The 18,934-nt window shown below is 64.1% G+C and carries 17 protein-coding genes; 5 read left to right on the forward strand and 12 right to left on the reverse strand.

Translation table 11 applies throughout. The features are described from left to right. Positions 1 to 19 precede the first annotated feature (19 nt). A complete protein-coding gene (locus PG900_RS02425) occupies positions 20 to 415 on the reverse strand; it encodes a MerR family transcriptional regulator (RefSeq protein WP_016350830.1) in 396 nt (131 codons plus the stop codon). 121 nt (positions 416 to 536) lie between these two features. Between PG900_RS02425 and PG900_RS02430 the strand changes: the two genes are divergently transcribed. After that, positions 537 to 1,700, forward strand: a complete 1,164-nt coding sequence (locus tag PG900_RS02430) for a thiolase family protein (protein WP_270800071.1) — start codon at positions 537 to 539, stop codon at positions 1,698 to 1,700. Here the strand turns inward: PG900_RS02430 and PG900_RS02435 are convergent. The 11 genes from PG900_RS02435 to PG900_RS02485 all read right to left on the reverse strand — a co-directional run bounded on the left by PG900_RS02435 (position 1,697) and on the right by PG900_RS02485 (position 14,095). After that, complete coding sequence (locus PG900_RS02435; RefSeq protein WP_024945326.1) at positions 1,697 to 2,920, reverse strand: EAL and HDOD domain-containing protein; 1,224 nt, start codon at positions 2,918 to 2,920, stop codon at positions 1,697 to 1,699. The two genes, PG900_RS02430 and PG900_RS02435, sit on opposite strands and share 4 nt — an antisense overlap. A gap of 129 nt (positions 2,921 to 3,049) precedes the next feature. Next, complete coding sequence (locus tag PG900_RS02440; RefSeq protein ID WP_168754746.1) at positions 3,050 to 4,306, reverse strand: OmpP1/FadL family transporter; 1,257 nt, start codon at positions 4,304 to 4,306, stop codon at positions 3,050 to 3,052. A gap of 252 nt (positions 4,307 to 4,558) precedes the next feature. Then, positions 4,559 to 5,857 carry an outer membrane protein transport protein gene (locus PG900_RS02445; protein ID WP_139387753.1) on the reverse strand — a complete coding sequence of 433 codons (1,299 nt, stop codon included), beginning with the start codon at positions 5,855 to 5,857 and terminating at the stop codon, positions 4,559 to 4,561. A 410-nt stretch (positions 5,858 to 6,267) separates the two neighbouring features. After that, complete coding sequence (locus PG900_RS02450) at positions 6,268 to 7,011, reverse strand: DUF3379 domain-containing protein (RefSeq protein WP_029302941.1); 744 nt, start codon at positions 7,009 to 7,011, stop codon at positions 6,268 to 6,270. Further along, complete coding sequence (locus PG900_RS02455; RefSeq protein WP_017408325.1) at positions 7,004 to 7,594, reverse strand: sigma-70 family RNA polymerase sigma factor; 591 nt, start codon at positions 7,592 to 7,594, stop codon at positions 7,004 to 7,006. Before PG900_RS02455 ends, PG900_RS02450 begins: the two co-directional genes overlap by 8 nt. A gap of 33 nt (positions 7,595 to 7,627) precedes the next feature. Beyond that, entirely contained in the window at positions 7,628 to 9,148 is a 1,521-nt protein-coding gene (locus tag PG900_RS02460; RefSeq protein ID WP_270830839.1) for a hypothetical protein, read from the reverse strand. Beyond that, positions 9,145 to 10,644, reverse strand: coding sequence for a tetratricopeptide repeat protein (locus PG900_RS02465; protein WP_270831001.1), 1,500 nt, complete (start codon positions 10,642 to 10,644; stop codon positions 9,145 to 9,147). The genes PG900_RS02460 and PG900_RS02465 overlap by 4 nt, the downstream gene beginning before the upstream one ends. Then, positions 10,644 to 11,657 carry a VWA domain-containing protein gene (locus PG900_RS02470; protein WP_270830840.1) on the reverse strand — a complete coding sequence of 338 codons (1,014 nt, stop codon included), beginning with the start codon at positions 11,655 to 11,657 and terminating at the stop codon, positions 10,644 to 10,646. The genes PG900_RS02465 and PG900_RS02470 overlap by 1 nt, the downstream gene beginning before the upstream one ends. Next, a complete protein-coding gene (locus tag PG900_RS02475) occupies positions 11,654 to 12,235 on the reverse strand; it encodes a DUF4381 domain-containing protein (RefSeq protein WP_270830841.1) in 582 nt (193 codons plus the stop codon). The genes PG900_RS02470 and PG900_RS02475 overlap by 4 nt, the downstream gene beginning before the upstream one ends. Further along, entirely contained in the window at positions 12,220 to 13,110 is an 891-nt protein-coding gene (locus PG900_RS02480) for a DUF58 domain-containing protein (RefSeq protein ID WP_270830842.1), read from the reverse strand. The genes PG900_RS02475 and PG900_RS02480 overlap by 16 nt, the downstream gene beginning before the upstream one ends. 34 nt (positions 13,111 to 13,144) lie before the next feature. After that, positions 13,145 to 14,095 carry an AAA family ATPase gene (locus tag PG900_RS02485; RefSeq protein WP_270830843.1) on the reverse strand — a complete coding sequence of 317 codons (951 nt, stop codon included), beginning with the start codon at positions 14,093 to 14,095 and terminating at the stop codon, positions 13,145 to 13,147. Between the two features lie 193 nt (positions 14,096 to 14,288). Between PG900_RS02485 and fadI the strand changes: the two genes are divergently transcribed. The 4 genes from fadI (at position 14,289) to PG900_RS02505 (ending at position 18,932) form a co-directional block, all read left to right on the forward strand. Further along, positions 14,289 to 15,599, forward strand: a complete 1,311-nt coding sequence (fadI, locus tag PG900_RS02490; protein ID WP_024945337.1) for an acetyl-CoA C-acyltransferase FadI — start codon at positions 14,289 to 14,291, stop codon at positions 15,597 to 15,599. Further along, positions 15,599 to 17,746 carry a fatty acid oxidation complex subunit alpha FadJ gene (fadJ, locus tag PG900_RS02495; protein WP_270830844.1) on the forward strand — a complete coding sequence of 716 codons (2,148 nt, stop codon included), beginning with the start codon at positions 15,599 to 15,601 and terminating at the stop codon, positions 17,744 to 17,746. Before fadI ends, fadJ begins: the two co-directional genes overlap by 1 nt. A gap of 295 nt (positions 17,747 to 18,041) precedes the next feature. Further along, positions 18,042 to 18,182: a TIGR02808 family protein gene (locus PG900_RS02500; RefSeq protein ID WP_005301193.1), complete on the forward strand. Its 141-nt coding sequence runs from the start codon at positions 18,042 to 18,044 to the stop codon at positions 18,180 to 18,182. A 192-nt stretch (positions 18,183 to 18,374) separates the two neighbouring features. After that, positions 18,375 to 18,932 carry a YaeQ family protein gene (locus PG900_RS02505; protein WP_270830845.1) on the forward strand — a complete coding sequence of 186 codons (558 nt, stop codon included), beginning with the start codon at positions 18,375 to 18,377 and terminating at the stop codon, positions 18,930 to 18,932. Positions 18,933 to 18,934 lie beyond the last annotated feature (2 nt).

Genomic DNA, 18,934 nt, shown 5'->3' on the forward strand with positions numbered 1-18,934 from the left:
ATGCTTGTTGCTGTGAGCGTCAGCCGAGCTGAGCGAGTGCCTGCTGGCAGCGCTGCTCGGCGGCGTCCAGCTCCAGCAGCACCATCTTGATGTCTTCCAGCTGCTGTTGCAGGGTCTCCCGCTTGTCGGCCACCAGCCCCAGCATGGTCTGCAGCTGGGTACGGCTGCTCTTGTCCGCATCGTAGAGATCGAACAGATCGCGGATATCCGCCAGGCTGAAGCCCAGTCGCTTGCCGCGCAGGGTCAACTTGAGCCGCACTCTGTCCTGCCGGCTGTAGATCCGGGTCTGTCCCTGACGGGCAGGATTCAAAAGTCCCTGATCTTCATAAAAACGAATACTTCGGGTCGTAACATCAAATTCACGGGCCAGTTCGCTGATGCTGTAGGTCCGCGTGTCATCCTTGGTTCGGTTCATGGCGCTATCTTGGCTGTCAATCCTGGCTGGCACCTTACCCAAACGTCAACTGCCCCGCAAGTCTTGTTCCCGCAGCGGCGGCAGCATATGTTATTTCAATGTAACAAGGAGAGTGCAATTGATGGATATCGTGATTGTTGCGGCCAAACGTACCCCCATGGGGGCCTTCCAGGGAACCCTGGCCAACCTGACGGCACCCGAACTGGGCGCCTGTGCCATTGCCGCGGCCATGGCAGAGGTGGGGCTCAAGGGAGAGCAGATCGATGAAGCCTATCTGGGCAACGTGCTGAGTGCCGGGGTCGGCCAGGCACCCGCCCGCCAGGCGGTGCTGAAGGCGGGTCTGCCGGACAGCATCCCCTGCACCACGGTCAACAAGGTGTGCGGTTCCGGCATGAAGGCGGTGATGCTGGCGGCCGATGGCTTGCGGCTCGGCGATACCAAGGTGGTGATCGCCGGCGGGATGGAGAGCATGAGCCGCGCCCCCTATCTGCTCGACAAGGCGCGCAGCGGTTTTCGGATGGGGCACCAGAGCGTGCTCGATCACATGTTCCTCGACGGGCTGCAGGATGCCTACGAAGGGCAGTTGATGGGGCATTATGCCCAGCTGAGCGCCGATCGCGCCGGATTGACCCGTGCCGACATGGATGCTTTTGCCATCACATCGCTGGAGCGGGCACTGGCGGCCCAGCGCAGCGGGGCCTTTGCGGCGGAGCTGGCACCGGTGATGGCCGCAGATACCCTGCTGCTGGCCGAGGATGAGCAGCCTGCCAAGGCCAGGCCCGAGAAGATCCCCCAGCTCAAGCCGGCCTTCAGTAAGACGGGCACCATCACGGCGGCCAATGCCAGCTCCATCTCGGACGGGGCGGCTGCGCTGATCCTGATGCGCTCCGACACTGCAGCGCAGCTGGGGCTGCCGGTGCTGGCGCGACTGGTGGGTTATCAGAGCCACGCGGCCCTGCCCACCGAGTTTACCAGCGCGCCGATCGGGGCCATCAAGGGGCTGCTGGCCAAGGTGGGTTGGCGGGTGGAGGAGGTGGACTTGTTCGAGGTCAACGAGGCGTTTGCCATGGTCAGCCTGCTGGCGATGGCCGGTTGCCAGCTGCCCCATGACAAGGTCAACGTGAATGGCGGCGCCTGCGCGCTGGGTCATCCGCTGGGGGCGAGTGGTGCCAGGATCTTGGTGACCCTGATCCATGCTCTGCGCGAACGCGGTCTCAAACGCGGGGTGGCCAGTCTGTGTATCGGGGGCGGGGAGGCGACGGCGGTCGCCATCGAGCTGGGTTAATCTGTCTCCGCCATCGCCTGGAGTTGCTGGTTGACCCAGGCGGTGGCGGTCAGATAGAGCTGACTGACCTTCTCTTCATTGAGCCCGAGTCGGGCCGTTCTGGCTGTGATCCGCTGCCAGTTCGCACTCTCGTAATCCTCGCAAAACGACAGATAGAACCCCAGATTGCCCTTGCGTTCCAGCAGGGCGACCCGGATCTCTTCGATCAGTGGAATGGTGCCGAGCAGCTTGTCCATCGGCTGTTCCATCAACACATCGAGCAGGGAGAAGAGGCCGGTGATGAAGGCCTGCTGGGCTTCCTGAGTTGGTGCATGGGTGTGGGCCAGCAGCTCGCAGAAGCGGGCCCGGATCATCGACATCTGATAGAGCTCGGCACTCTTGCCGTGGCCGGCGCTGGTGGCGGCGACCAGGGTCACGAAGCGTTTGAGCTGGGTGTGGCCGAGATAGACCGCCGCCTGGCGAAAGGAGGAGATGGGATTGGCGTGGCTCTTGAGGTGGTTGACGTAACGCAGCAGCTTGAGGGACAGGGAGATGTCCTGACTCAGCAGTTGCTCGATGCGGTTGAGGTCGGGCTCAGGCTGGTTGACCACGTTGAGCAGTTGCATCACCACCACCTGGGCCGGCTCCATGGTTGCCTGTTTGACCATCTCGGGTCGACTGAAGAAGAAGCCCTGGAACAGGTCGATACCAAGGCGCTTGACCCGCTCAAACTCCGCCTTGTCCTCCACCTTCTCCGCCAGATAGGTGAGCTTGAGCTGCTGATGCTGCTGGATGAACACCTTGATCTGCAGCAGCGACGTGGCGCGCAGATCGAACTTGATGATGTGTATGTAGGGGAGGAAGCGCTCCCAGTCCGGCGACAGGGTGAAGTCGTCGAGGGCGAGCTGATAGCCCAGCCCGTGCAACTGTTTCACCTTGGCCAGCAGTGCATCGTCGGGATCGGCATCTTCCAGGATCTCGATCACCACCTTCTCCGGCGGCAGGCACTCGGCCAGCCCTTCCAGCAGCAGCGAATGAGGGAAGTTGATGAAGCAGGGGCGACCGCCGAGCAGCTGATCGATGTTCTGTTGCAGGAACTGTTCGACCACCAGTCTGGCGGTGGCTTGCTGGGAGGAGATGGGGGGGAACACGTTATCCAGACTGTCGCGAAACAGCAGCTCATAGGCGTGGGTGTTCAACTCCCGATCCAGGATGGGCTGCCTTGCTACGTATGAATACATGCATCTCTCCAGCGTGTGTACTGGATTGATTTTATTGTGAAGCCGCGCACTATGCCAGCGCTTGGAGGCCAGAAACGGTCAATAACTGGCATAGTGCTTGAGTGGGCGGGCAGAGGATGCCCGCCCGCTTCAGAACAGGTAATTGAGCTGCAGACCGGCCAGCCAGGCGTCCCCTTCCGAGGTGCCCTGGAAGGTGGAGGTGGTCTGCGGGATGCCGGGTTTGAGTTGCATGGTCTCGCTCACGTCCACCTTCTTGCCGTCGATCAGTGTCACCCCCAGATCCAGCGAGAGGTTGCGATCGATCTGATAACCCACCCCGGCGCTGTACCAGACCCGATCCGAGTCGGGGATGGAGATGGTGCGGCGATCCGCCGGGACCGGGCTGCGGTCATAGGCAAGGCCGGAGCGCAGCTGCCATTGCGGTGCCAGCTGGTAGGTCAGGCCCAGCGCGTAGCGCCAGCTGTCTTCCCAGTGCTCATCCTTGATGTGCATGACACCGTGGTGATCGAGCTCGGATTCCAGCTGCACGAACTTGCTCCAGTTGGTCCAGTTGATGCTCGAATGCAGCGCCAGTGCCGGCGTCAGCTGATGGAACAGGGCCAGCTCGGCGGTGGCGGGCAGCGGCAGATCCAGGCTGCCGGTATCGGTGAAGGGCTGCCCGTTCTGATCGATGCCGATGGCGTCGCCGGAGAGTTTCAGGGTGACGTCGTGGCGGTAGGAGAGGCCGATGCGGGTCGCCTCCGACAGTTCCAGCAGGGTGCCCAGGTTCCAGCCCATGGCCCAGCCATCCCCTTTCAGGTGCTTGGCGATCTGGTTGTTGGACGGGAAGGTGCCACCCACTTCCCCTTCGCCCTGAATGGCGGAGAGGCCGGCGCCGACGGACCAGACGCGGTTGACGCGGTAGGCCAGCGACGCCCCCAGATCCACGGTCTTGATGTCGGAGACATTGCCGAAGTGACCGGCATTGTAGTTGTCCGGCATCTTGACGCCGAGCCCGTAATAGGAGGTAGCAGCCAGCCCCAGGCGCCACTGGTCATTGAGCGGCACTATGAGGTAGGCGTTGGGCACCCAGGCATCATCGGCGATGTCGTGGGCCGCCGCATCCAGGCTGACCGGCCCCTTGGGGGTCGGCACCCGGGTGGTGCCCTCGATGTTGACATCGGGGTGTACATAGATGAAGCCACCGGAGAAGGCCATGGTATCGAAACGGGTCATGGCGGCGGCGTTGCGGGAGAGCACGCTGGCATTGTCGGCGATGGCGGCTTCGCCGGCGAAGGCGCGGCCCATGCCGGTGGCGGATTGTTCGGCCAGCTGAAAACCTGCCGCTTGGGCCTGGCTCGACAGCACCAGCAGGGCGATGAGAGACGGCTTCATGATGGAGTGCATTGCATTGTCCTTGAAAATGAACCTGGAGTTCGAACGTTCTTATGGTTGGAGGCAGGATTTTATATGGTATGACCAGTAAGGCAACGGGCGTGGGGGCAAGGGGATGAAAACGGAATTAAATGCTGGGGGATGTACTGCTAATAGCTTGATAAAAAAAGAAAAGCGTACAGTTGTTTACTACAGATGTACGCTGAAACATGAATTTGGAATAGAAAAGAGCGCCCGCAGGCGCTCTGGTCAATTCGCTGATTATCAGAACTTCATGTTGAACTGAGCGGAAGCGAGGAAGGCGTTGCCGTGGGAGGTGCCTTTCCAGCGTAGGGCTTCGTTGCTTTCGACCAGCTTCTCGTTGACGTCCACTTTCTTGCCATCCAGATAGGCCATGCCGAAGTCGACGCTCATGTCCTTGTCGATGTGGTAGGTGGCGCCAGCGCTATACCATACGCGGTCGGAATCCGGGATGCTCAGACTGCGGTATTCCGGCTCGATCGGGGTGTTGTCGTAGGCAAAGCCGATACGAGCTTCCCAAGACGGGTTGACGTACCAGGTACCGCCCAGAGAGTAACGGGTGGAGTCCTTGAACTTCTCTGGTTTTTGTAGGCACTGGCCAACAATATTCCCATCTTTACAGCTGTCGCTGGTGGCCTTGAGCTCCTGGAAGGCGCTCCAGTCGGTCCAGTTGACGGAGTAGTGCACGGCAAATTGCTGGTTCAGACGGTGGTAACCGGCGAACTCGGCCTGGGCCGGCAGATCCAGTGGCAGTTCGCCACCGACGGTATTGAAGCGGGAAGAGGAGCCCTGATAGTCACCCTTGAACTTCAGGTCTACCTGGGAGCGATAGGTCAGCGCGAAGCGGTTGTTCTCGTTCACTTCATACATGGTGCCCACGTTCCAGCCGTAGCCCCAGTCGTCCCCCTTCAGGTGGCTGACGATGGTGTCCTTGCCGATACCCGGTACGCTGCTCAGTGGCGGCACGGCGGCCAGTACGCCGGCGCGGCGGTTCAGTTCAGCCTTGGCATAGACCAGGTTCAGACCGGCGCCGACGCTGAAGTGCTGGTTGACGCGGTAGGCGATGTTCGGGTTGATGTTGAAGGTGAGCAGTTCGGTGTTGCCGGCAATGGAGCCACCGTTGAAGTTCTCGGTGTACTCGGTCGACAGACCGTAGTTGGAGAACAGGCCGATACCCCAGGCCCACTGGTCGTTCAGCGGCTGGATGAAGTAGGTGGCAGGCACGAAGGCGCTCGGCGCGATGCCGCTTTCGCTGGCACCGGCCATCTTGGCGGAGCCTGCATAGATGTCACCATTTACATCCACGTCCGGCTTGATATAGGTACCGGAGACAGAGAACGCCATCTTGTCAAACTGGGTCATGGCTGCCGGGTTGCGGGACAACACGGAGGCGTTGTCCGCCACGGCGGCTTCCCCTGCATACGCACGACCCAGGCCGGAGGCTGAGTGTTCGTTCAATTGGAACGCGGCGGCGAAGGTTTGGGTACTGGCCAGGGTGACGGCGGCAGCGATCAGGCTCTTTTTGAAAAAGGCAGTTGTCATAGTGTTCTCTCTTGTAGGCAGATTTTCCGTCGGCATCAGGGCTATTTTGCCTCTGTATGTGACAAGATCTGTTGTTATTTCAGCTTCTTCCCATTCAATTCTGGCGTGATTCTATGGATCTGGTAGGAGGTAAGAAATCAGACCAGTGACAGCAGAATACATAAAAGTTTCCAGAGTGTTAATCATTTGTTTGAATTCGCCGCTTAAATAGTCTCTTTTACCATTAATCGGATAAAAAACACTCACATACGGCGATCTGCATCACAAAAATATTTTTGGGTATTTGCGGGGAATGAGCGGCGAATAGGGGAGAATCGTGACGGGAAAGGAGATAAACGGGCAGCCAACCTGATTGGTCTGCCCGTTGGCTTGACCCGGTTTGAGGCGAGTCAAGATTGGGTTAATGCCTGTTAAATCGACCAGTGCAGCCGGGATTCCAGCTGCTCTGCCACCGGCGCCAGCGGCTCTTCCATCCCACCGATCAGCACCATGTTGGCCCCCTTGAGTTGCAGGATCTCGCCCTTGAGCTGGCCATCTTCAAAGGTGGGCTGCAGGGTGAGTGGCACGTGCTTGGGCACCAGGAACAGGGTGACCGGGCCCATCTTGCCCTGCAATACCATGTGCAGCGCCGGCCCCTGATAGAAGGAGCAGTGGTTGACATAGGTGATCTTCAGCCCCTGCATGCCCATCAAGGTCGCGCCATATTTCTCCATCTTGGCGTTGATGGTGCGCAGGCTCACCTGCTCGTCCACATCCTTGATGAAGGGCTCCTCGCCATAGACGTGGGCCATGGCGACCTGGGCCAGCGAGAGCTCGTCGGGCGCGGCCAGCGGCCAGCTCAGCCAGCGAGTGCTCATGCCGAGCAGAAAAGCGACCGAGGCAGCCATCGCCAGCGCACGCCAGTTGCTGCGCGGGCGCACCGGCAGGGGAACCACCTGCGGCTGATCGGCTTCCAGCGCCTGTCTGAGCAGGATGCGCTCGGCCAGCCCGGCCGGCACCTCGACCTCCATGGCTCGCTGCAGGCTGCGATCGAGCTGCTTCATCTCGTCCAGATGCTTGCGATTGGCGGGGGAGCGCTGGGCCTGCTCGAGAAACGCGGGATCCTGCTCATGTGGATGGGCTATGGCCCGACGGCGAAATTCCAGCTCATCCATTGGTGTGTCCTCTCTGTTGGGTCGTTGACTCCATGGCCTCTTTTATCTGGTTGCGGGCCCGAAACAGGCGAGTCATGACGGTGTTCTTGTTGAGCCCCAGCTGCGCCGCGATCTCGTCGCCGCTAAAGCCCCCCAGCACCTGCAGCAGCAGGGGTTCCTGATATTCGGCCGGCAGGCGGGCGATGTGGCGTCTGAGCCACTCGTTCTCCATCTCCTGCTCGCTGTGCAGTGCCTCCTGATCGCTCTGGGGATGCTCGTCGAGATCGACGAGGTCAAACTGCTTGCGCTCGAACCGGCGTGCATTTTCCCGCCGCAGTATGGTGATGAGCCAGGCCTTGGCGGCCTTGTCGTCGAGCAGGGAGTCGATGCTCTTCCAGGCGCGCAGAAAGGTCTCTTGCACCAGATCTTCCGCCACTTGCGGATCCCGGCACAGCCAGTAGGCGTAGCGGTAGATGTCCCCGTGCAGGGCATGTACCAAGGCTTCGTATTTGGTTTGTTTGTCTGCCATGCCTCCATAGACCGGGGAGGTCGTGGGATCCTTTCCGACCGTGGCACCTTTTTTTCTGAAAAAACCTAAAGCCATCGCTGGGCTTCCTTATTTGAATGAAGGCCAGGATCAACCGATCCTGGCCAGTTGCCTGAGGCCATAGGCTATCGCAAAAGTTTCGTGGCCGCATAGGGCGCTGGCAAAGCCCGTCCAGGTTTGCGGGTGGCTCTCAGCAGGGGAAGCGGCGGCAAAACAGGAGTGCTCCAGGGCGGCGAAGTGGGGCGCAAGGGCGGGATCGCGGCGACAGGGCAGGGCATCGAGGCGGGGATGGGGCAGTGACCAGCGCAGGCGGGCCCACGCCAGCAAGCGGGCCCGGGCTTGCTCGGCATCGGCCCGACACAGCGCCTGTTGCAGGCGATAGAAGGCGTGCCAGCGCGGCCCGTGGCGCCAGCAGGCCCGCAGCAGCAGAGCCCAGATGACCCACAGCAGGCTCTCGTCGTTCGGCCCATCCTGCACCGGCTGCGCCTGCGTGCTTGCGGCGATGTGCAGGGGCGTGGCGGGCAGCCGAGCATATTCGATACGCCCGCGCTGGGTGTTGAACCAGGCCAGCTCGATGGCGGGCAGCAGATAGTCACCGGGTTCGTCCACGGTCAAGGCCTGGCGCCACTCGCGCTCGAAGCGCAGCGTCCCCTTGGCGAGATAGCGCTCCTGCTGCTGCTCCCCATCCGGTCTGGCCCGGATGCCGGCGGGCAGGGCGGATGAGCCGAGCAGGTGTGTCAGATTGAGGCGGTTGCCATCACCCCCCTCCAGGGTGAGGGTCAGGGTGCGGATCACCGGCTCACCCGCTCTGGCTGCCGTCGGGGGATCCAGCCGCTGGCTCAGGGTGAGTTGGCTCGCCACCGGTTGCAGCGGGGGCTCGTCGATCTGCACGAACAGGGTGGCCGCCCGGGCCGAGAGCGGATCACTGCCACCGTCATCTTGCGGCAAACGCCCCTGAAAGCGGGGAGATTCCAGTGGATGGCGCCCCGCTTCTTTGGCCTGCAGCAGCCAGCTGCGGGTCAGGCGGCCGGGCAGACCGGGGCTCGCCGGTGGCTGCCACTGATCGTTGCCGAGGCGGCGAATGGTGAAGGCATCGCTGGCCGGCTCGGTGAGGTTGGGGGCCTCCATGTTAGCCGGCAGCCAGAGGCTGAGCTGATAGACAAACGGCTGGCCGGGGTAGAGCGGCCCCTGTTGCAGCACCCGGGCCTGCAGTTCGATGGGGGAAACAGCAGGCGCTGGCGCCAGGTTGCCGGCTTCGCTGCGTGGCGGAAAGGGGATGGACGGAGTCTGCTCCGCCCCCAGTGGCAGGGCCGGCACCTGCTGCGGGCTGGTATCCAGCAGGTGCAGAGGGATCTGCCAGCGGGTCAGGCTCTGCTGCGGGGCGCTGATCCGGCTCATGGTCACCTTGCCCACCGCAAACTGGCGCAGCAGAGGGGTGATGGCAAGCTCATTGCTCTGGCGCTCGCCGTCCGCTTCGATGATCAGCAACCAGTCGCGGCGATCGGCCCCCGGCAGCAGCTCGGCCCGGGGCGGGGCGGCAAAAACCTGCGCCGTCATCAGCCAGAGCAGCAACAGGCACAGGGTATGGCAAGGGGCGAAGAGGCGGCTCACCAAGGATCCTCTCCTTTCAATGTGCCAGGGGCGAGGCCGCGGTCGCTCTCCTGCTGGCGCCTGCGCTGATCTTCCTTGCGCAGCCGCTGCTCCAGCAGCAGGACGGGAGGCGACGGAGGCAGGGGAGCGTCCGGGGTGGCGGCCTGCTCGGGGGCATCGATGGGCTTGGGATCCTGCGCCTGTGGGGTTGCCTCGGGCGGCTGGGCGCGCAGCAAGGTCAGGTTGTAGCGCGCATCCTGATGGCCCGGCTCCAGCGCCAGCGCCGCCAGATAGGCCTGCTCGGCGGCCGCCAGCTGACCGAGCTGTACCAGGGCATTGCCCCGGTTGTAGTGGGCAGTGGCCGTGCTGGCCCGGCCATAGGCGGCGGCCGCCTTGGCGTAGTCGCCAGCCCGATACCAGCCATTGCCCTGCCAGACGGGATCCGCAAAGGCGCGGGCGGCCTCCTGATAGCGCTTTTGCAAGAAGGCCTGCCAGGCCTGATTGTCATGGGCAGCAGGCGGCAGCGCCGTTGATGCCTGGCTGGCCTGCAGGGAGGGGGGGGTCAGCAAGAGCGTCCCCACCAGTACCAGCCAGAGGGTGCCAATGCGGGCCAGCAGCGCCAGCGGCAGCAGGGGCAGCAGCAGCCAGGGGCCGAGATCCATGGCCTGGTGTGTGCCTGTGCTCTGGCTCATGGGCAGGGGGGCAAAGCGTGGCGCCTCCTGTTGCAGCCACTGCAGTTGACCGCCGAGATCGCCGGCCAACTGTTGCAGGGTGGCCACGTCGGGGGCCGGCAGGGTGCGACCGAAGCCACCGCCCATGGCGGCGGGCAGGCGACTGGCCTGGCCGCTGTTGACCAGCAAGACGTCGAGGCGCGCTTGTACCTGGGCGTGGCAAAAGAGGCTGCCCTGGCAGGGCCACACCGTCTTGATCCGCTCAGCCTGACGGGCGGTCAGGTCGTCGGTGATCAGCAGCAGGCGGGCCTGCTGGCCGGCGGGGATCTGCTTGAGCGCCAGCGCCACCGCACGCTCGGGCGCGCTGCCTTGCCTTGGCATGATGGCCGGGCGCAGGTCGGGCAGCAGCAGGGCGAGGGCCTGGTGATCCCGGGTCGGCGGCATGGCGAGGTAGGCATCCCCGGCAAACAGGATGAGGGCGATGGGATGGGCCGCTTCCTGCTGCGCTCGGTCAGCCAGCAGATCCTGCAGCAACACCCGCACCCGGGTGGCCCGGTCCGGTAGCAGATCGGTGGCCAGCATGGAGCGGGAGAGATCCAGCAGCCAGATGTCGAGGGCCGGGCTCGGAACGCTCTGGCTCTGCTGGCGCAGGGCCGGGCCGCTCAAGGCCAGGATCAGCGGCAGGCAGGCCAGCCAGAGCCAGGGAAAGTGGCGCCGCTGCCCCGGCAGCAGATAGGCCTGCATGGCGGGGGCCAGCAGCGGAGCCTGGCGACGACGGCGCCATCCCTGCCACAGCCAGGGCAGCAGGGCCAGCAACCAGAGCGGGCGCAGCAGGGTGAGCTCCATCATGGGGCGCCTCGGGAAGGGGTGTCAGGCAGTGCGGTTTTGCGGCTCAGCCGCAGCGGCCAGCGCAACCTAGTGGGCCAGCTCAGCAGCAGCCAGGCCAGCGCCAGCGGCCAGGGGTAGAGCTCCAGGTTGGGGCGATAGCGGGTCTGCGCGGTGGCGACGGGCTCCAGGGTGTCCAGCGACTGATTGATGGCCTCGAGATCCCCCTGGGTGCGTGCCCGAAAGTAACGGCCATGGCCCACCTCGGCCAGTTGTTGCAAGAGGGCTTCGTCGAGTTCGGCACTGGGGTCGCTCTGGGCCGGGGCCTGCGCGGGAGTCATCGCCTCGGCAAAGGTATCCGGATCGGCGCCCACCCCCAGGGTATAGAGGCGAATACCTGCGGCGGCGGCCTGCTTGGCCTCGCTCAGGGGATCGGCGCTGCCGGCGGTGTTGCGCCCGTCGGTGACCAGCAACAGGGCGGTAGAGCGATTGGGGGCCTTGTGCTGGCGCGCAAGCAGGATGGCCTCGCCAAGGGCGGTGGTGCGTCCCACCAGCTCGAAATCTAGCTCGCGGGTCAAACCGAGCAGGGCATTGGTCTCCTGGGTCAGGGGCGAGAGCAGGTAGGCGTGATCGGCGAACACGATGAGGGCGATGCGATCGCCGGGGCGGGCGGCGATGAGCCTGTCTATCTGCTGGCGCACCGCGCTGAGCCGGTCTTTTTGCTCCCCTTCATCCAGCATGTCCTGGGTGCGCATGCTGTCGGAAAGATCCACCGCTAGGATGAGATCCCGGCTGCTCTGGTAGCTCACCTGAGGCGGCTCTTGCCACTGGGGGCGGCAGAGCGCCAGCACCAGGGCGCACCAGCACAGCGCCATCCGCCACAGGGGCTGGCCGGTATGGGGGCGCAGCAGGGGAAAGCCGCCATGGCTCAATACGCCAGGATCATGTGCGCCGCTGGGGCGGGGCGGCAGACCAAAGCGCACCAGCAGCGGCAGCACCAGCGCCAGGGCAAACCAGGGCCAGGCGAGGGTCATGACTCTCTCCCGGCGTGCGCATCGCTCATGCGGGTTCGCGCCCGCCGCCAGTGAGTGCGCAGGTCCAGCAACCAGGATGGCGGGCAGATGCAGTGACGTCCCCAGGCGAGATAGGTCCGGCGCAGCGCTAGGCGCTGCTGCGCATCCGGGCTCTGACCACCGTAGAGCCAGGCAGACCAGTGCGGGGCCAGCTCGCGAAAGCGGCTGCCCCCCAGAGCATCGAGCCCCAGAGAGTCAAGAAAGGCGAGCCAGGGCGCGCCTTGCAGTACGGCCGCTTCGGGCCAGCGGGGCAGCACGGCCTCGCGCAACACGGCCTGCAGTTGGGGCACCAGATCGGGGGCCTGCCAGTCGAGCTGCCGCCGCCAGCGGTGATAACGCAGCAGGCTCTGTACGCCGAGGATGATCATGGCGCCGACCAACAGGGCGATCAGCAGCCACCACCAGCCCAGCAGGCGGGGATCAGAGGCCAGCTGCAGCGGCGGGCCGGGGTGAATGTCGCGCAGCTGCGCCGCCAGCGGCGAGGTGGGGACGCTGCTGCCCGGCACGGCGCTGGCGAGCCAGTTCAGAATTGGCGGCATGCCCCCTCCTGCCACTGGCGTTGTAGCGGCTGGCCGTTGTCGAGCCGGTAGAGGCGCTGCACCAGCGGCAGCAGTTGCTGATGGCTCTGGCGGGCCAGCTGCTCGGCGGCCTCTTGATAGCGCAAGGCGAACCTCGGTTCGCCGGCCTCGAGCCAGCCGCTCTGCTGGCCGGCGCGCACCGCCAGGCGGCCCTGAGTGGGCAGGGCTGCCTCCAGCGGATCCCGAATTTGCCAGCAATGCAGGTCGTGGCGCCGGCCGAGCAGTTGCAACTGGCGACAGAGCGCCTCGTCGAGGGGGCAGTGATCGGTGATCAGGGTCAATCTGGCGCCGTGGGGCAGGTTGAGCTGGGCCAGGGTATGGGCCAGGGCGTGGGGGGGCGGCGTGCGTGCCAGTCCCAGCCGGTAGTGGTGGCAGAGGGCCTCCAGCAAGGGTACCAGGGGGCCGCGCTGGTGCTGCAGATGCGGCTCCACGCCGTGGCAGATCAGGGTGTTGGCCTGCTTTTCCCCTTGCCAGAGCAGGGCGGCGGCCAGCTCGCAGCCCAGGCGCGCCTTGAGCTGGTGGCAAGAGCCGAAGTACATGGCCGGAGAGAGATCGAGCAGCAGCCAGTGGGCCTGATCCTGCTCCTCGCTGTAGAGCCGGGTATAGGGGCGACCGAGGCGGGCGGTCACCCGCCAGTCGATGTGGCGCACCTCGTCGCCAGCCTGATAGGCGCGCAGCTCGCGAAAGGTGAGCCCCGGCGTGCGGCCAAGCCGGCCCTGCGCCGCCGGTTGAATGCGCGAGCGCGGCCCCTGCCGGGCCCACAGCCTGATCGCCAGCAGTCTGGCAAGCGGCAGGGCGATATCGGGGTGGGCGAGGGGATCGGTGGCGTGCGTCATCGCAACAGGGCCCGCACAGAGGAAACGAGCGGGCTCAGGGGCATGGGATCGCATCCAGCAACAGGGTGATGAGCGCATCGTTGTCGAGGTTGTCCGCCAGCGCCTGATAACTGGGAATGAGGCGGTGGCGCAGCACGGCCGGCGCCAGCTGCTGGATGTCTTCGGGCAGCACGAAATCCCGTCCGGCCAGCCAGGCCCTGGCGCGAGCCGCTCTGGCCAGACCTATGCTGGCCCTGGGGCTGGCGCCCACCGCGACAAGGGGTTCGAGTTCCGGACACAGGCCGCTGCCCGGCCGGGTGGCGCAGACCAGCTGCACCAGATAGTGCTCGAGGCGCCCCTGCATCTGCACCGCCTGCACCGCGCTGCGGGCCACCAGCAGATCGGCTTGGCTCAGGGTGAGCGGCGGTGTCGGCAGGGTGTCGCCGCGGGCGTTGAGCTGGAGGATGGCCAGCTCCATGGCGGGGCTCGGGTAGTCCACCAGCAGCTTGAGCAAGAAGCGATCGAGCTGTGCCTCCGGCAGGGGATAGGTCCCCTCCTGTTCTATCGGGTTTTGCGTGGCGGCCACCATAAAGAGGGGCGGCAGGCGCCAGCTCTTCTTGCCCACGGTGATCTGATGCTCGGCCATCGCCTCCAAGAGGGCGGACTGCACCTTGGCCGGCGCCCGGTTGATCTCGTCTGCCAGCACCAGGTGGTTGAAGAGAGGGCCGGGCTGAAACACGAAGCTGGCATCCTGGGGATGAAACACCTCGCTGCCGGTGAGATCGGCGGGCAGCAGGTCTGGGGTGAACTGGATGCGGGCAAAGCGCCCCTCCACCGCGCCGGCCAGCGCCTTGACGGCCCGGGTCTTGGCAAGACCGGGGGCGCCTTCGATCAACACATGTCCTTCACATAACAGGGCGATCAGCAGCCCCTCGATGAGGGGGCCCTGTCCCAGAATTTGACTACCCAGATAGTCCCCAAGCGCTCTGAACTCGGCCGCTGCCATGCAATAAACCCGTTGTTTTCATAGAAGTTGATCTTTTTATACTCCAGTTGGCGCACAAGGGCGAGGGAGGGGGCCAAGATGGCGGCAATTTAGTTTCAATCAGCCGTATGAAATTTGTGAGTGGATTGTTAAGATGTGGCGCAATGAGGTCAGACCTCTCCCTTTAGTCTTCTCGTTTAACCAAGGAGTCAGGATGAAAGAGCCATTGAAACTGACGACTCGCCAGGGCGAACGGATTGCCGTCGTGGCGGGTTTGCGCACTCCCTTTGCCAAGCAGGCTACCGCCTTTCACGGTGTGCCTGCGGTGGATTTGGGCAAACTGGTGGTGAGCGAGATGCTCGCTCGCACCGATCTCGATCCCAAGCTCATCGACCAGCTGGTGTTCGGCCAGGTGGTACAGATGCCGGAAGCCCCCAACATCGCCCGCGAGATCGTGCTCGGCACCGGCATGAGCGTCAGCACCGATGCCTATAGCGTGTCGCGCGCCTGCGCCACCAGTTTCCAGGCCGTCGCCAACGTCACCGAATCCATCATGGCCGGTACGGTGGACATCGCCATCGCCGGCGGCGCCGACTCCTCCTCCGTGCTGCCCATCGGGGTGAGCAAGAAGCTGGCCCGCGCTCTGGTGGATCTCAACAAGGCGCGCAATCTGCAGCAGCGTTTCAATATCCTGCGCCAGTTGCGGGTCAAGGATCTGCTGCCGGTACCGCCCGCCGTGGCCGAGTACTCCACCGGTCTCTCCATGGGGCAGACCGCCGAGCAGATGGCCAAGAGCCATCAGATCAGCCGCGAGGCGCAAGATGCGCTGGCGCACCGCTCCCACACCCTGGCCGCGCAGGCCTGGGCCGATGGCAAGCTCAGTGGCGAGGTGTTCACCGCCCACGTACCGCCCTACAAGGCGCCGCTGGAGCGAGACAACAACATCCGCGAAAGCTCTGATCTGGCGAGCTACGCCAAGCTCAAGCCGGTGTTTGACCGGGTGCACGGCTCCGTTACCGCCGCCAACGCCACTCCGCTCACCGACGGCGCCGCCGCCGTGCTGCTGATGCGCGAAGGGCGGGCCCGCGAGCTTGGCCTCGAGCCGCTCGGCTACATCCGCAGTTTCGCGTTTTCTGCCATCGACGTGTGGCAGGACATGCTGATGGGCCCCTCCTACGCCACCCCGCTGGCGCTGGACCGCGCCGGCATCACGCTGGCCGATCTGACTCTGATCGACATGCACGAGGCCTTTGCCGCCCAGACCCTGGCCAACCTCAAGATGTTTGCCAGCAAAGAGTTTGCCCAGAGCAAGCTGGGTCGCGATCAGGCCATCGGCGAGGTGGACATGGACAAATTCAACGTCCTCGGTGGCTCGCTGGCCTTTGGTCACCCCTTTGCCGCGACCGGTGCGCGGATGATCACCCAAACTTTGCACGAGCTGCGGCGCCGGGGTGGGGGATTGGGGCTTAACACCGCCTGTGCGGCGGGTGGTCTCGGCGTGGCCATGGTGTTGGAGGTAGAGTGATGAGCGAGAAGACTTTTTCCCTGGCGGTGCGCCAGGATGGCATCGGCATTCTCACCATGGATGTGCCGGGTGAGAGCATGAATACCCTCAAGGCCGCCTTTGTGGAGGAGATCCGCGCGGTGCTGGCCGAGGTGAAAGCCAATAAAGAGCTGATCGGCCTGGTGGTGGTCTCCGGCAAGAAGGACTCCTTCATCGCCGGCGCCGACATCAGCATGCTGGCAGCCTGTACCAGCGCCAAGGATGCCGAGACGCTGTCGCGGGAAGGGCAGGTGATCTTCGCCGAGATCGAGTCGCTGCCGATCCCGGTGATCGCCGCCATCCACGGCCCCTGCCTCGGCGGCGGGCTGGAGCTGGCGCTGGCCTGCCATGGCCGGGTGGTCACCGATCACGGCAAGACGGTGCTCGGCCTGCCCGAGGTGCAACTGGGCTTGCTGCCGGGCTCCGGCGGGACCCAGCGTCTGCCGCGCCTCATCGGGGTGGCCAAGGCGCTCGATCTGATGCTGACCGGCAAGCAGGTGCGGGCCAAGCAGGCCAAGAAACTGGGGCTGGTGGACGATGTAGTGCCGCCCTCCATCCTGCTGGACGCCGCCATCAAGTTGGCCAAGAAGGGCAAGCCCCGTCACGAGCTCAAGCGGGATCTGCAGGGCAAGCTGCTGGAGACCAACAAGCTTGGCCGCAAGGTGCTGTTCGATCAGGCCCGCAAGGGGGTGAAGGCGAAGACCCGCGGCAACTACCCGGCCCCGGATCTGATCCTGGAAGTGGTGCGCATCGGGGTGGAAGAGGGGATGCAGGCCGGCCTTGCCGCCGAATCCCGCCACTTTGGCGAGCTGGTGATGACCAGCGAATCCGCCGCCCTGCGTTCCATCTTCTTTGCCACCACCGAGATGAAGAAGGAGGTCACCTATCAGGGGGCCGAGCCGCGCAAGGTGGGTCATGCCGCCGTGCTGGGCGGCGGTCTGATGGGGGGCGGCATCGCCTTCGTCACCGCCACCAAGGCAGGCGTGCCGGTGCGGATCAAGGACGTGGCCAGCAGCGGCATCGGCAATGCCATGCGCTACAGCTACGACATCCTGGCCAAGAAGCTCAAGCGCCGCCAACTGCTGCGCAGCGAGCTTGAGAAGCAGATGAGCCTGCTCACCGGCACCCTCGACTACTCCGGTTTCCACCGGGTCGACATGGTGGTGGAAGCGGTGTTTGAAGATCTTTCCCTCAAGCACCAGATGGTGAAGGACGTGGAGCGCGAGTGCGGCGAGCACACAGTGTTTGCCTCCAACACCTCCTCTCTGCCGATCCACCAGATCGCCTCGGCGGCAGCGCACCCGGAGCGGGTGGTGGGGCTGCACTACTTCAGCCCGGTGGACAAGATGCCGCTGGCGGAGATCATCCCCCACGCCGGCACCAGTGCCGAGACGGTGGCCACCACCCTGGCCTTTGCTCGCGCTCAGGGCAAGACCCCCATCGTGGTCAAGGACGAGGCGGGCTTCTACGTCAACCGCATCCTGGCCCCCTACATGAACGAGGCGGCGCGCCTGGTGCTGGAAGGGGAGCCGGTGGAGGTGCTGGACGGTGCCCTGCTCGATTTCGGCTTCCCGGTCGGCCCCATCACCTTGCTGGACGAGGTGGGCATCGACGTGGGTGCCAAGATCTCCCCGATCCTTGAAAAAGAGCTGGGGGGCGAGCAGTTCCAGGCCCCGGCGGCCTTTGACAAGCTGTTGCAAAACGATCGCAAGGGGCGCAAGAACGGCAAGGGTTTCTATCTCTACGGCAAGGCGGCCCCGCGCAGCAAGCTTACCGGCAAGGAGGGCAAGAAGACGGTGGACGAGAGCGTCTACGGTGTGCTCGGCATCTCGCCCCAGGCCAAGCTGGCCAAGGCGGAGCTGGCCGAGCGCTGCGTGCTGATGATGCTCAACGAAGCGGCCATGGCGCTGGACAGCGGCGTGGTGGCCTCGGCTCGCGACGGCGACATCGGCGCCATCTTCGGCATCGGCTTCCCGCCGTTCCTGGGCGGCCCGTTCCGCTACATGGACAGCCTCGGCATCGAGCACCTGGTGGGGCGCCTTGAGCACTACCAGAAGCGCCATGGCGACCGCTTCGCCCCCTGCGATCGCCTCAAGGCGATGGCGGCGGAGCAGCAGCGCTTCTATTGAGTGCGCGCCGCTCGCGGCAACTGGCCAACCGACAAGGAGGCGACCCCGGGGTCGCCTCCTTCTTTTTGGCGCCGAGATGGAAAATGCGGGGGCAGCAGGCTGACAACTGGTTGAATCCCGTCCATATTTTTCCTCGGCAAGGGATAAATTGTTGATCCAACTCAAACTAGCCCCCTATTTATTACTTTGGTGGCATAGGACTCAGGCGCTGGTTGGGGTCAAATAGCATCATCAGGAACGGGGGGATAACCCCGTCACGAAAGGGACACCCATTTCACTGGATGAAGGACACATAATGAGTCTGCTTGAACAAACCATCTGGACTGTATTGGGATACGGGGCCATGCCCTTTATCTTCCTGAGCGGGTTTGTGGCGGTGGCAGTGACCTGCTGCCTGCTGCTCAATGCCTTCGGGGTCAAGTCCGCCGAGAAGTGATCCGCTTCTTTCGTTCATACCGCCAAATGCCAGTCTTCGGACTGGCATTTGTTTTTTGAGCCCTGGCAGGCCGTTATCTGCGGTCCTGGGGCCAAATGTGTGCTGCTTGAGGTCGAACCGGCCGCCGATTTTGATTACACTGGCGCGCAGTTTTTCGTTTCGGCCCGCTTCCCAAGGTATTCAAGGTTTTCTATGGCTCTCAAGGCAACCGTATTCAAGGCTCAGCTCAGCCTGTCCGACATGGATCGCAATCTGTATCAGGACTTCTCTCTCACCCTGGCCCGTCACCCCTCCGAGACCGACGAGCGGATGATGATCCGGCTGGCGGCCTTCGCCTGGCATGCCGCCGAGCGGCTGGAGTTCACCAAGGGCCTCTCCGCCGATGACGAGCCGGAACTCTGGCGCAAGAACTATTCCGACGAGATTGAACTCTGGATCGAGCTCGGCCAGCCTGACGAGCGCCGTCTCAAGAAGGCGTGCAACCGCTCCCGTCATGTGGTGCTCTACCTCTACGGCGGCCGTGGCACCAGCGTCTGGTGGAAGCAGAACCAGGGCAAACTCGGCCTGCACGACAACCTCACCGTGATTGAGCTCTCCGACAGCCAGACCCTGCCGCTGACCGAGATGGTCGAGCGCACCATGCAGCTCACCGGCACCATCTCCGACGGCCAGCTCTGGGTGAGCAACGGTCGCCAGGAAGTGACTCTGGATCCCGTGCTGCTGATGGGAACCCCCGCCCGCGAACTGTAAAG

Origin of the sequence: Aeromonas sp. QDB03 (assembly GCF_027707985.1) — a bacterium.
GTDB classification, from domain to species: Bacteria; Pseudomonadota; Gammaproteobacteria; order Enterobacterales; family Aeromonadaceae; genus Aeromonas; species Aeromonas hydrophila.

What these genes read in the sequence shown, in the direction of transcription:
- PG900_RS02465 (WP_270831001.1), bottom strand. Translation starts at nt 10,644, where the DNA reads ATGGAGCTCACCCTGCTGCGCCCGCTCTGGTTGCTGGCCCTGCTGCCC.
- PG900_RS02485 (WP_270830843.1), bottom strand. Translation starts at nt 14,095, where the DNA reads ATGGCAGCGGCCGAGTTCAGAGCGCTTGGGGACTATCTGGGTAGTCAA.
- fadJ (WP_270830844.1), top strand. Translation starts at nt 15,599, where the DNA reads ATGAGCGAGAAGACTTTTTCCCTGGCGGTGCGCCAGGATGGCATCGGC.
- PG900_RS02435 (WP_024945326.1), bottom strand. Translation starts at nt 2,920, where the DNA reads ATGTATTCATACGTAGCAAGGCAGCCCATCCTGGATCGGGAGTTGAAC.
- PG900_RS02470 (WP_270830840.1), bottom strand. Translation starts at nt 11,657, where the DNA reads ATGACCCTCGCCTGGCCCTGGTTTGCCCTGGCGCTGGTGCTGCCGCTG.
- fadI (WP_024945337.1), top strand. Translation starts at nt 14,289, where the DNA reads ATGAAAGAGCCATTGAAACTGACGACTCGCCAGGGCGAACGGATTGCC.
- PG900_RS02500 (WP_005301193.1), top strand. Translation starts at nt 18,042, where the DNA reads ATGAGTCTGCTTGAACAAACCATCTGGACTGTATTGGGATACGGGGCC.
- PG900_RS02440 (WP_168754746.1), bottom strand. Translation starts at nt 4,306, where the DNA reads ATGCACTCCATCATGAAGCCGTCTCTCATCGCCCTGCTGGTGCTGTCG.
- PG900_RS02430 (WP_270800071.1), top strand. Translation starts at nt 537, where the DNA reads ATGGATATCGTGATTGTTGCGGCCAAACGTACCCCCATGGGGGCCTTC.
- PG900_RS02455 (WP_017408325.1), bottom strand. Translation starts at nt 7,594, where the DNA reads ATGGCTTTAGGTTTTTTCAGAAAAAAAGGTGCCACGGTCGGAAAGGAT.
- PG900_RS02475 (WP_270830841.1), bottom strand. Translation starts at nt 12,235, where the DNA reads ATGCCGCCAATTCTGAACTGGCTCGCCAGCGCCGTGCCGGGCAGCAGC.
- PG900_RS02450 (WP_029302941.1), bottom strand. Translation starts at nt 7,011, where the DNA reads ATGGATGAGCTGGAATTTCGCCGTCGGGCCATAGCCCATCCACATGAG.
- PG900_RS02480 (WP_270830842.1), bottom strand. Translation starts at nt 13,110, where the DNA reads ATGACGCACGCCACCGATCCCCTCGCCCACCCCGATATCGCCCTGCCG.
- PG900_RS02505 (WP_270830845.1), top strand. Translation starts at nt 18,375, where the DNA reads ATGGCTCTCAAGGCAACCGTATTCAAGGCTCAGCTCAGCCTGTCCGAC.
- PG900_RS02425 (WP_016350830.1), bottom strand. Translation starts at nt 415, where the DNA reads ATGAACCGAACCAAGGATGACACGCGGACCTACAGCATCAGCGAACTG.
- PG900_RS02445 (WP_139387753.1), bottom strand. Translation starts at nt 5,857, where the DNA reads ATGACAACTGCCTTTTTCAAAAAGAGCCTGATCGCTGCCGCCGTCACC.